Here is an 11,353-nt window from a genome sequence, read left to right as displayed (position 1 = left end):
CCCTGACAGATCGTATTGATCTACCGGAAACGAAGGGGTATTCGGCCGTCGAGCCCTCACGGGCCGGCTCGGACGCGGATCCGATCGCCCTGCAGGATGGCGCCGCGCCGGGCGGTGCGCGGGCCCCGCAGCGACGGACGTCTGCCGACGGGACCGGACCCGGACTGCTCGGTATCGAGAGGCGGCGCCGGGGTCCCGGTCCCCTCTCACCCCATCGGGTCGACCGGCACGGCCGATCGGCCCTAGGCGAGCCGCCCATGCGCAGCGCTTCGTTTCATGCCGTCCCACGCCCGAGTCGTCCGCGTACCGTTTCAGCGTTTCCATGATTTCCGCGCGTCCGCCCGAGCGGATCCGCGTCATGCAGCCCTTGAAATTGTGAGACGTCAGTGGAAATCGATGTTGAGACATATTATCAGGCGGCCAGACCCGGCAGTCTGGCCTGTATTCGCTCGCTCGACCCGATCTACGGCGAGCGCTTCTTCTTCCTGCGCGTCCGCGAGGTGCGGAACGGCCGCATCGCCACCGCGCGCGGGATCTTCTGGGCGGTCAACGGCGAGAAATGCGATCCGGGCTGGGGCGGGGACGCGCACGCGCTGGTCGTCCCGACCCTGGCGCTCCTCGAGATGATCGAGCCGAACCTGGAGCGGATGGCGCAGTTCGGCGTCGACCGGCGGTTCGAGATCGCCGTGGCGCGGGCCGTGCTGGAGGGCCGCCTCACCGAGATGCCGGAGATGCCGCAGCCGCCGGTTCCGACCCTCAAGGAGGCGCAGGCCGAGCTGCAGGCCGCGATGGCCTACTGGGAGGCCGTGGACGTCCGCGAGGCGAAGCCCGGCACCTCGGTGCGGATCCGCCGGGAGGCCAGCGAGCGGCTGGTCACCGCCCGCACCAATCTCGAGCGGGCCAAGCAGCAGGCCGGGCGGCTCGCGGGCTGCGGCGACCGCGCGGGCTGCCCCGGCTAGGGTCGCCGCCGCGCGTCAGGAAAACTTCAGGAGCTTGAGCGCGTCGAAATCCTGCACCCCGCCGCCGACGCGCTTGGTGGTGTAGAACAGCACGTAGGGCTTGGCCGAGTACGGGTCGCGCAGCACCCGCATCCCGGTCCGGTCGACCACGAGGTAGCCCCGGCGGAAGTCGCCGAAGGCCACCGACAGGCTGTCCTTGGCGAGGTCCGGCATCGCCTCGGCCTCGGTGACCGGGAAGCCGACCAGCGTCGCGGACCGGCCGGCGGCGAGGGGCGGCTGCTAGAGATAGTTGCCCTCCGAATCCTTGAACTTGCGGATCGCGCTCTGGGTGCGCCGGTTCATGACGAAGCCGGCATTCTGCCGGTAGGCCGCCCGGAGCCCGTAGATCAGGTCGAACAGCGCGTCCCCCGGGCTCGCCGACGGGAACGCACCCGCCGTCCCGGTGGCGACCGTGCCGATCTTGCCCGGCACCCAGGCGGCGTTGGCGACCGTGTCGTAGCTCAGGAAGCCCCGCGGGCGGCTCGCGCCGTTGCCGGACACGAAGGCGACGCCCTCCTGCTCGGCGAAGGCGGTCTCCACCTCGGCCGAGAGCCACGCGTCGAGATCGACCACGGAATCGTCGAGGAGCGTCTGGGTGGCGGCCGGCATCGCGTAGAGCTCCATGGCCGGGAACGCGATCTCCGACAGGGCCGGCGCGGCGGTCTCGGGGCGCGGCGCGGTCTCGGCGGCCCAGCCGGTGACCGGCGCGCCCACCGAGACGGCGCGCTTGTACTGGGCGCCCGAGATCGGCTGGACGCTGGCGATCGACCGGATCGGCGAGACCTGGCCGAGGCGCGCGAGCACGGTCCGCTCAATCGTGTCGGGGACGAGGTAGCCGCCGTCCGGCCCGGAGCCGGCCGAGAGCGCCTTGGCCTCCAGGCGCTTGAGCCCGGCGCTCTCGCCCGCCCGGACGTAGAGGTCGAAGGCGGCCTTGTGCTCGTGCGCGGCCCCCGTCTCCCGGACGTCCGGCTGCCCGAGGGGCGGCCGGGCCCGCTCCAGGGCGATGCGGTCGAGCCGGGTGCGGGCGGCGTCGAGGGCCGCGTCGATCCGGGCGAGCTTCTCCTCGGTGAGCACGTCGACGCCGAGGCGGCCCTCGATCCGGTCGATCCGCGCGTCGTTCGTCTCCTTGAAGGCCGCGAAGGCGGCGGCGAGCTCGTCCAGGGCGGAGCGGACCGGGCCGCCGTCGGAATGGGCGGCCTTGTTCTCCAGCGGCGGCAGGCCGCCCAGCGGGGCGGGATCGGCGATCGGGGTCTGGGCGTCCATGATGGGCCTCGTCGGGGGTGAAAGTCAGGACCGCGCGGCCGGCAGCGGCCAAGCGGCAGGTCTCGCGGCAGGTCTCGCGGCGGGTCTGGAGGCGGGTCTGGAGGCGGGTCTCGCGGCGGGTCCGAGGGCGCCCGGCGGCGCGATCAGGCCGGCGAGGCCGCGGATCGCGTCGGCCTCCGGGTCCGGAGCCGGGATCGACGCGGGGCTCGCCCTGGCCCCCGGCTGCAGCGGGAAGGTCACGAGCGAGATCTCCCAGAGGTCGACCTGCTGGAGCCGGCGCTCGCCGCCGGCGCCCTTCCGGGCGCGCAGCGTGCGGAAGCCGATCGAGAGCCCGTCGAGGCCGCCGCCGCGCATCAGGGCGTCGACCTCGCGGGCGCGCTGCACCGCGAGGTTGAGCGCGCCCTCCGCGAACAGGCCGCGGCCATCCTCGCGCAGGGCGAGCCAGCGGCCGATCGGCTCGGCGGGGTCGTGCTGGAACAGGAGCCGCACGCCCGCGGCCCCGCGGCGGGCGAGGCTCGCCGCGAAGGCGCCCGGCACCACCACGTCGCGGCCGAGATCGGGCACGCCGAACAGGCTGGCATAGCCGGAGAAGTGGCCGTCCATGGGGGGATCCTCGGATGGGACAGTGAGGGCGCGCCCCGCGCCTCAGGGTGTGCCCGGCGCCCCCGGCATCGCGGGCGGGTAGCCCACGGCCTCCCGCTTCTCCGCCACCGACAGGAAGTCCGCGGCCTGGACCCGGCGCCACAGGGATTCCCGCTCGCCGGCCAGCGCCTCGATCCGGTCGAGGTCGGGCTCCAGGTCGATCGCCCCGAAGGCGGGTTCCAGCCAGCCGGCCAGCGCCCGGGCGGTGCGGGCCGCGAGGGGGATCAGGGTCTGGCGGTAGAGGGCGCGATTGGCCTCGGCGTAGTTGGCGTGGGTGTTGTCGCCGGGGAGGCCGAGCAGCAGCGGCGGCACGCCGAAGGCCAGGGCGATCTCCCGGGCGGCCGCGTCCTTGGCCGCCACGAAGTCCATGTCGCGCGGCGAGAGCGCGAGCGGCTTCCAGTCGAGGCCGCCCTCCAGCAGCAGCGGCCGGCCGGCATTGGCGGAACCCTGGTAGTTCGCCTCCAGCTCCGCCTTCAGCCGGTCGAATTGCGGCTCGGACAGCGTCGCCCCGGCGAAGACCAGGGCGCCGGACGGCCGGGCGGCGTTGTCGAGCAGCGCCTTGTTCCAGGCGCTGGCGGCGTTGTGGATGTCGAGGGCGGCGGCGGCGGCCGCGATCGGGGCGAGCCCGCCGGTCTCGTCCTCCGGGTGGAACAGCGTCAGCGCCAGGATCGGCGCCACGGCGATCCCCGGCTCGGGCAGGTCGAACCGGCGGCTGCGCCCGCCCGCCGTGTAGAGATAGGCCGCCGGCCAGCCGTCCGGGCCCGGCAGCACCCGCATCCGTCCGGGACGCAGGGCCTGGAGCGCGGCGACCCGCCCGTCGAGGCTCACCGCCTCCAGGTAGGCCGTGCCGGTGAGGAGGAGGTCGGCGTAGAGCGTCTCCAGGAGGTGCGGCCCGCTCTCCCGGGGGTTCGGCCGCGCCAGCAGGGCGAGCAGGTCGCCCGCGCGCTCGGCACCGGGGCCGGTGGCGATCAGCGGCAGGCCGGCGGCGCTCTCGGCGACGAGCCGCACCGCCCGGTGGACCACTGGGTTGGCCTGATAGCCGGCCCGGGCGAGCGCCGCCGGATCGCGGGGCGTCCAGCTGGCCCGTCCCTCGGCGTAGAGGGCGAAGGCCGGGGCCGCGGCGGCCTTGGTGGCGAGGGCCGGGCCGCCGGCGGCGCGGCGCGCAACCCGCGCCAGGCGTTCGAGGAGGGTCGACATGCCGGTCCGTTCCTGAGCTATGGTCACACGATGCAGCCCCGGATCCCCACACGGCCCCAGGCGCGGCCCCAGGCGCGGTTCGGGGGACGGGTCCGGGCGGGGACCCGCGTCGCGGCGCGGGTCGCGGCTCTGGTCCCAGCGCTCGTCGCCGGGCTCCTGGCCGGGCCCCTGGCCGCGCCCCCGGCCGCGCCGGCCCGGGCCGTGGATGCGCCCGCGCCCCTGTGGCCGGAGCCCGACGGGACCCTGATCCTGGCGCGCCCCTTCGGCCGGTCCGAGATCAGCCTGCGCCTGTCCCGGCGGGTCGCCGGGGCGGTGGACACGCTGACCTGGGACGGCGTCACCTTCCTCGCCGACACCGAGCCGGGCGACGCCCTGCAGGCGCGGGCGGAGATCGGCTCCGGCGCCGCCTGCCGCCGGGCGAGCGAGGCCGGCACCCCGCAGGACGGGTCCGGCGCGCCCGCGGCCCGCCGGCTCCGCGCCCTGCGCGCCGGACGGAGCTGGGCCGAAACCGAGACCCGCATGGCCTGGGACGGCCCCGCCGACCCGGCCGACGAGCCGCCCGCGGACTGCCCGACCGCCTCCGCGAGCCCCGCGATCCCGGCCCCGGCCCCGCTCCTGCGCAAGCGGGTCGCCCTCGGCCTGCCGGGCCTCGGCAACGCCGTGGAGGTGCAGGCGAGCTTCAACCTGACCGAGCCCGCGGCGGCGCTGCGTCTCGAACCCCTCGCCGCCGCGGTGCCGGCGGAGTTCTCCGCGGCCTGGCGCTTCGACCCGTCGACCGGCGGGCTCGCGCCCCTCGGCCCCGGAGCGGGGGAGCGGCCGGACCCGGTGATCCTGGCGACGCCGGAGGGCTCGCACGCCCTCGCGGTCTGGGCCCCGGGTCCGCCGGAGCAGGAGCCCGACGCGCCGCGGCCCGGCTTCGCGGTCGCGCCCGAGGCCGGGGCGAACCGCCTGAGCTGCCGCTTCCGGCTGGCGAACGCCGCCGCCGGCGCGCACGATTTCGCCTGCTACGCCCTGGTCGGCACCCTCGCCGACGTCCGGGCCGCCCTGCGGAGCCTGACCACGCCGCCCTGACCGGCCCGGCGCCGACCTGTGCTAGACTGTCCGGACCGACGAACCGATGGAGGTTCCGATGGACAGGAAGCAGGCCCTCGAACTCGCGATCTTCGTCATCGCGCTCGTCCCCTTCCTCCGCTGCCTCATGCCCTCCGCGACGCGCTCCCGGGGGCCCCGCCGCTCCGGCTCCCTCAGCTACGATTCGGGCTCCGGCGGCGACGGCGGCGCGATCTTCGGCGATGGCGGCTGCCACGGCAGCGACGGCGGCAGCTGCGGCGACGGCGGCGGCGGCGGTGATGGCGGTGGCGGCGGCGATTGAGCGACCGCTCGGGCGTCCAGGAGCCCGGCACGCCCAGGAACCCGGCACGCCCAAGAACCCGGCATGCCGATGTGCCGGGGTCGGGCAGCGACGACGGTTCGGGAATCGGAGCCGGGCCGCGGCGCCCGGGAAGGACGGCGGGGATCAACCCGACAGATGCGCCCCTCAATCCGCCCGCCGTCGGCGCGCAATACGGAGAATTACGGTGGGGATTCCCAGCTCAGGACCGCGTGCCGTGGCCTGATCGCTACAGATTTGGCGCACGACATTGTGTATACAGCATGCAGTTCGTTCCAGAGACCACGAACCGACTCCGGCGCGCTTCACCCGAAGCGCGCCGAATTGTTTCCGGCGACCGCTGTCACAACCGCCGGATCCGGGGCTCGGCCCGGGGCTCCAGCATCAGGTGCGTGAGCGCCCAGACCAGGGCATCGAGACGGTCGGGCGAGGTCCCGCCGGACAGGCCGTCCGGACCGAAATCGCACAGCTCGTCCTCCAGCGCCGGGAAGGCGCCGACGTGGTGGACCAGCCCGCGGGCGTAGAGCAGCGAGACCGGCTCGGCGCGCAGGTACTTGCCCCGCGTGGCGTGGACCCGGGTCACCGGCACGGCGGGGTCGCACTGGCCCAGCACGGCGGCGGCCATCTCGCCGCCCTGGTTGACCTCGACCACGAGGGCGTCGGCCCGGAGCCGGTGGTAGAGCGCCAGCGCCGCGGCCGCCCAGGCCTGCGGGGTGGCGCGGGCGAGGCTCGCGTCGGCCAGCACGTAGGCGTGCCCGCCCGCGCGCCCGGCCGCCACGATCCCGCAGGCGTCCGAGCGCGCGCCCGAGGCGGCGGGGGGATCCACCGCCACGACGATCCGCCCGAGATCGGGCGCCGCGGCGAGGCGGCCGGCCTCCAGGGCCGCGCGCGTCCACAGGCCGTCGTCCCGGTCGGCGATGAGCTCGCCGTCGAGTTCCTGCCGGCCGAGCCGCGTGCCGGCGTAGCGCCCGACCACCTGCTGGAGGAAGTCGGGCGCGAGATGCGCGGCGTTGTCGTGGGTCCGGGCACGGCTCACCACCGTGCGCGGGTCGGCGAGCAGGCGGCGGATCAGCGGCACCGGCCGGGGCGTCGTCGTCACGAGGTTGCGCGGCCGGGCGCCGAGGCGCAGGCCGAACTGCAGCATGTCGAAGGCCACCTCGGGCCGGCGCCACTTGGCGGCCTCGTCGCACCACGCGGCGCCGAATTGCGGGCCGCGCAGCGCGTCGGGCTCCTCCGCCGAGAAGGCGAGCGCGACGGCGCCGTTGCTCCACTCCACCCGGCGGCGGCTCGGCGACCAGGCGGGCCGGGCCCGTCCCCGCGCCGGCAGGCCGAGGAGGCCGGAGGGTCCCTCGACCATCACGTCGCGCACGTCGAGATGGGTCTCGCCTACCAGGGCGATCCGCCCGACCGGCGCGCCCGCGAAGGCCGGGTCGCCGCGCGCGAGGGCGTCGACCCACTCGGCCCCGGTGCGGGTCTTGCCGCTGCCGCGGCCGCCGATCACCGCCCAGGTGGTCCAGGGCGCCGCGTCGGGCGGCGGCAGCTGGTCCGGCCGGGCCTGGTGCATCCAGTCGCCCGCGAGCGCCCGGAGGAGGTCCGGCGGCAGCGTCTCGAGGAAGTCAGGCAGCCGCCCGGCCGCCGACAAAGCCAGCAACGCGTCGCGCGATCTCCGCGCGCAGGGCGGGCAGGTCGGGCTCGGTGTCGGGTTCGGTGTCGCGTCCGGTGCCATCGCCCCCCTCCCCCGCGGCGCCGCGCGCGCCCTCCGCATCCACCGTGTCGAGGAGCCGCTTGAGGCCGCCGAGGTCGCGCAGGATTCGGGCGGAGTCGCCCGCGCCCGCCCCGGCCCCGCTCAGAGCCGCGTCGAAGGCGGCGATCTGCCGGGCGATGTGGGCGCGCAGACGCGCCCGCAGGGTCGCCGGGTCGGCCGCGGGGTCGCCGCGCCCGGTGACCGCCGGCGGCAGGTCAGCCCCGAAGGCCGTGGCCATCATCGCCGGGTCGAGCCGGCCGAGACCGAGGATCTCGGTGACGTCGCCGGGATCGGCGCCAGGCGTGCACAGCAGGCGGATCAGGGCGGCCCGGCGCGCCGCCGGCCAGCGCCCCGTCAGGAGCCGCGGCCGGTGCTGCCGCGGCCTCGGCCAGCCGGCCCGGGCGTTCCAGGTGTGCACGGTCTTCGGGTGGACGCCGAGAAGGGCCGCGATCGCGTCGCACGTCAGGTCGGTCTCGCGCAGGAGCGTCAGGGCCTCGGCGCGGCTGTCCGCCCTGCTGGGAGGGGGTGGCCACATCGGGGGCTCTCCGCACACGTCTCGACCGTGCCTGGTTGATACCCCGGCAGCGCGCCGGTGTCAAGCGTTAATTCCTATTTCTCGACTGATCTAGGACTTAAGGCATCGTTCGGTCTCAGCCCGCCCAGTGCGCCACGCCGCCGTGACCCGAGCAGGTGCCTCGACGGGTGTGGCTGAAGCTCCACGTGCCGTCCCGGCACTTGGCCGTGGCGCCCGCGGGCTTCCTGCCGTCGAGGCTCTTGGCCGGCCGGTGGACGTCGGACCCGTCCCGGCTGCGGTAGTGGCCGTGGCGGTCGAGGTTCCGGTCGTCGGGCTCCGAGAACGGCCGGGCGACGGCGCCGCCCGACAGGCCGAGGAGGACGAGGCCGGCGAGCACCGGCCAGCGGGCGGCGTTCGTCGCGGTCGGGACAGGCAGCACGGCACCCTCAAGGTTGTATCATCTGCCAAGAGACACAACCGGATCGGGGCGTCACGAACTATCTGTGGTTATCCAGAAGCCAGCTACAGGTTGTGCGCGTGGGTCACGGGGTGCGCGCGGGCCGGACCTCGGCCGGGGTCGTCCGACCGGCTCTCCGCCGCGTCCGCGCGCCCGGTGCGGCCCCGCATGTCGGCGGGATGCTGAACGGGCTCGAAAGGTATTGCCGCTAATGTCCCGGTGAATGGCAGATCTGAACGCGGTTCAGGACCGGAACGGCCGTCCGGTCGACACGTTGACCGGCGCCATCCGCACGCAGGCGTCGCCTTTCACGCAGTTCGTCAGAGTGAATCGGGTACAGAATGGTCGGTGAGCCACCAGGGTCCGGCGCGGAAGACCCGCTGGGCAACGGCCCCGCGGGGGATCCTGGTCGGGGCCCGGCGCAGGGCACCGCGGAAGCCGCCGCCCTCAGCGACAGCTTCAGGCGATTCGCCGACGTGGTGCCGCTGATGATGTGGCGCTCGGACGAGGCCGGTCAGGCGATCCACCACAACGAGTGCTGGCTGGAATTCACCGGGCGCCCCCTGGAGGCGGAGCTCGGCCTGGGCTGGCGCAGCGGGCTGCATCCCGAGGATTTCGAGCGGCACGCCCGGATCGTCGCCGAGGCGTTCGAGGCGCGGGCGCCCTTCACCGTCGAGTTCCGCCTCCGGCGACACGACGGCGAGTACCGCTGGCTGCTCGACACCGCCCGCCCCCTCGTGGAGGACGGCCGGTTCCAGGGCTATCTCGGCTCCTGCTTCGACATCACCGACCGCAAGCACGCGGAGGAGCACATCGAGCACGCGCTGGCCGAGAAGGAGGCGCTGCTGGCCGAGGTCTACCACCGGGTCCGCAACAACCTCCAGGTGATGGTTAGCCTGATCGGCCTCTACGGGCGGGCGGCCCCCGACCCCTGCCGCGGCAGCTTCGAGGCGCTGGGCCAGCGGGTCCGGGCGATCGCGCTGGTGCAGCAGCACCTGCACGAGGCGCCGCACATCGCGTCGATCGACCTCAAGGACTACCTGCACCGCCTCGCCTCCGGGCTCGGGCAGCTCCGGCGGGCCGGGCGGATCGGCGTCCAGGTCGGCGGCTCGGGGAACGGTCTCGTGGAGCCGCGCACCGCCAACGCCCTGGGCATGATCGTCGCGGAGATCGTGGCCGAGTGCCTGGACGCCACCGCCGAGCACGTCGCCTGCGCCATCGCCATCGACATCGAGGCCGCCGCGCCGCTGCGCCTCTCGATCGTCTCGAAGGTGAGCGACACGGCCGAGTCGGGCCGACCGAACGTCCCGAAGCTCGGCCCCCGCCTCATCGCCGCCTACGCGGCCCAGGCGGAGATCAGCGTCGCGGGCGATGCCAGCCCGGGCGCCCCCCTGTGGCTGACCCTGCCGGCGGCGCGCCCAGGCCCGCAATGAGCGCCCGCGGCGCCGGACCCCGTCGCCACAACGGCGCGGCCGGCCTATAGCGGCCCAGACCTTTCCGGACCCGGCCGAGCATGCTCCCTCCCATCGACACCATCATCGAGAATTTCGAGATCGTCGAAGACGACGACATGCGGCTCGAATACCTGATCGAGCTCGGCCGCGCCCTGCCGCCGATGCCCGAATCGGAGCGGACCGAGGCGAACCGCGTCCACGGCTGCGAGAGCCAGGTCTGGATCGACACGCGGGCGGAGCCGGCGGACGGCACGCCGCGCCTCGTCCTGCACGGCTTCAGCGACTCGTTCATCGTCCGCGGCTTCGTGGCGCTGATGATCGCGCTCTACACCGGCAAGACGCCCCAGGAGGCCGCCGAGACCGACGGCCTCGACCTGTTCCGGCAGCTCCGCTTCGGCGCCCACGTCACGTCGAAGCGCTCCAACGGCGTCCGGGCGATGGCGGAGCGCATCCACCGCGACGCGGTCCGGCTCGCCGCCGAGGCCTGAGCGGCCTCACCCGCGCCAGAGGCGCAGGCGGGCTCGGTCCGGACCGGTCGCCTCCCGCTCCAGCCCGTAATGCTCGGCCAGCCGCCCCAGGGCGATGCGGGCCACGACCTTGGCGGAGCGGGCCGGCCAGCGGCGCTCGGCCTCGATCCGCTCCAGGCCCTTCAGGAATCCGCAGAGGTCGATCAGCAGGCCCGAGAGGTCGCTCCCGACCGCGTCGAGGGCGCCGCGCACCCGCTGCCGGGCCGCGATCACGTGGTCGGCCGCGGAGGCCGGGTCGCGCGGGCCGCCGCCGTCGATCCGGGGCGCCCCGAGATCCGCGCCCATCCGCGGCAGCAGGGCGGCGGTGGTCATGTCCCGCCGCAGCCGCTCCCCGGCCTCGAAGGCGGCCGCGTCGATGAGCGGCGCGCCGTCCCGGTCGCGCCGCCGCACCATCCAGGCCAGGGGGTTCTCGGCAGCGTTGCGCAGGGTCGGCCCGGCGCCGCCCTCCACGACGGCGAGGTCGCGGTGCTGGTCCGCGAAGGCCAAGTCGCCCGGCCGGGCCTCCCGGCGCAGGCGCGCCCGCCCGGCCTCGCTGATCGTCAGGCGCGTGCCGGCCGCGTTCCACGTCGCCAGATCGGCCGCCGCCAGGGCGCGCCCGGAGGCGGCCGCGAAGCGGCCGCTCCCCACCGAGATCCCGTCGCCGCCGCGCCGGGCGACCAGCGCGTCCTCGACCAGGGGGTCGGGCCGCGCGTAGGCGCCGGGCTCCCCGAGCCGCGCCAGCAGGCGCCCCGCCTCCGACGGGAGATCCCCCGGAGCGGCGCCGCGGCGACGCGTCCCCGCGGAGGCGGAACGGCCGCCCTTCACTCGCATGTTCATGTTTTGTTCCGTGTGTGCGACGACGGACGTGCGAAGCCTCCAGTTTCTCAGGAAAAATCAGAAGGTCAAGGCTTTTTTACCTACAACCCACAGCTATCTAGCGACGGCCGCGCGCGTCGGCGGCCGGTGCAGGATGTCGGCGATCTCACCCTCCGACTTGCCGCGGACTTCGTAGCCCATCGCCTCGAACCGGTCGATCAGCGCGGCGCTCTCGGTGGCGGAGCGCGCCGCCCAGGCGGCGAGGATGTCGTTCACCCGCTCCAGGTCCGCGGCGGGGTGATCGTCCTGCGGATCCGGCTGCGGATCGGGGGTCGCGTCCATGTCGGCACCTCGGGATTGAACCGGCGACCG

The 11,353-nt window shown here is 75.0% G+C and carries 11 protein-coding genes and 2 pseudogenes; 5 read left to right on the top strand and 8 right to left on the bottom strand.

The genetic code is table 11. From position 1 onward, the window contains the following. Positions 1-386 precede the first annotated feature (386 nt). Positions 387-959 (top strand): hypothetical protein, encoded by a 573-nt coding sequence (locus C4T42_RS01635; RefSeq protein WP_103984637.1) that lies wholly within the window; start codon positions 387-389, stop codon positions 957-959. 15 nt (positions 960-974) lie between these two features. Here the strand turns inward: C4T42_RS01635 and C4T42_RS01630 are convergent. From C4T42_RS01630 to C4T42_RS01620, 3 genes and pseudogenes are all read right to left on the bottom strand, one after another. Further along, positions 975-2,261, bottom strand: a pseudogene (locus C4T42_RS01630) (phage major capsid protein). A gap of 24 nt (positions 2,262-2,285) precedes the next feature. Then, positions 2,286-2,891, bottom strand: a pseudogene (locus C4T42_RS01625) (HK97 family phage prohead protease); the annotation flags it as partial. 15 nt (positions 2,892-2,906) lie between these two features. Continuing rightward, positions 2,907-4,100, bottom strand: a complete 1,194-nt coding sequence (locus C4T42_RS01620; RefSeq protein WP_103984635.1) for a phage portal protein — start codon at positions 4,098-4,100, stop codon at positions 2,907-2,909. Between the two features lie 30 nt (positions 4,101-4,130). Between C4T42_RS01620 and C4T42_RS01615 the strand changes: the two genes are divergently transcribed. Continuing rightward, positions 4,131-5,171 (top strand): hypothetical protein, encoded by a 1,041-nt coding sequence (locus C4T42_RS01615; RefSeq protein WP_103984634.1) that lies wholly within the window; start codon positions 4,131-4,133, stop codon positions 5,169-5,171. A gap of 58 nt (positions 5,172-5,229) precedes the next feature. Continuing rightward, positions 5,230-5,472 (top strand): hypothetical protein, encoded by a 243-nt coding sequence (locus C4T42_RS01610; RefSeq protein ID WP_234081909.1) that lies wholly within the window; start codon positions 5,230-5,232, stop codon positions 5,470-5,472. A 361-nt stretch (positions 5,473-5,833) separates the two neighbouring features. Here C4T42_RS01610 and C4T42_RS01605 read toward each other — a convergent pair whose 3' ends face one another. From C4T42_RS01605 to C4T42_RS01595, 3 genes are all read right to left on the bottom strand, one after another. Then, positions 5,834-7,132 carry a terminase family protein gene (locus tag C4T42_RS01605; protein WP_103984633.1) on the bottom strand — a complete coding sequence of 433 codons (1,299 nt, stop codon included), beginning with the start codon at positions 7,130-7,132 and terminating at the stop codon, positions 5,834-5,836. Further along, positions 7,107-7,769, bottom strand: coding sequence for a helix-turn-helix domain-containing protein (locus C4T42_RS01600; protein WP_103984632.1), 663 nt, complete (start codon positions 7,767-7,769; stop codon positions 7,107-7,109). Before C4T42_RS01600 ends, C4T42_RS01605 begins: the two co-directional genes overlap by 26 nt. A gap of 115 nt (positions 7,770-7,884) precedes the next feature. Then, a complete protein-coding gene (locus tag C4T42_RS01595) occupies positions 7,885-8,187 on the bottom strand; it encodes a DUF3761 domain-containing protein (RefSeq protein ID WP_091676159.1) in 303 nt (100 codons plus the stop codon). Positions 8,188-8,546: 359 nt separating this feature from the next. On the opposite strand from C4T42_RS01595, the gene C4T42_RS01590 reads away from it, so the two are divergent. Together C4T42_RS01590 and C4T42_RS01585 are read left to right on the top strand one after the other, a co-directional pair. Further along, entirely contained in the window at positions 8,547-9,638 is a 1,092-nt protein-coding gene (locus C4T42_RS01590) for a PAS domain S-box protein (protein ID WP_181049136.1), read from the top strand. An 80-nt stretch (positions 9,639-9,718) separates the two neighbouring features. Next, on the top strand, positions 9,719-10,147 hold the full coding sequence (locus tag C4T42_RS01585) for a SufE family protein (RefSeq protein ID WP_020090933.1): 429 nt from the start codon (positions 9,719-9,721) through the stop codon (positions 10,145-10,147). A gap of 6 nt (positions 10,148-10,153) precedes the next feature. Here C4T42_RS01585 and C4T42_RS01580 read toward each other — a convergent pair whose 3' ends face one another. Both C4T42_RS01580 and C4T42_RS01575 read right to left on the bottom strand, forming a co-directional pair. After that, on the bottom strand, positions 10,154-11,002 hold the full coding sequence (locus tag C4T42_RS01580) for a DUF6456 domain-containing protein (protein ID WP_181049135.1): 849 nt from the start codon (positions 11,000-11,002) through the stop codon (positions 10,154-10,156). A gap of 93 nt (positions 11,003-11,095) precedes the next feature. Further along, positions 11,096-11,323 (bottom strand): hypothetical protein, encoded by a 228-nt coding sequence (locus tag C4T42_RS01575; protein ID WP_103984631.1) that lies wholly within the window; start codon positions 11,321-11,323, stop codon positions 11,096-11,098. Positions 11,324-11,353: the final 30 nt, after the last annotated feature.

Origin of the sequence: Methylobacterium sp. 190mf, assembly GCF_900107945.1 — a bacterium.
GTDB lineage: Bacteria > Pseudomonadota > Alphaproteobacteria > Rhizobiales > Beijerinckiaceae > Methylobacterium.
Note: the sequence above shows the minus strand (reverse complement) of the source record. Positions and strands in the feature narration are given on the sequence as shown.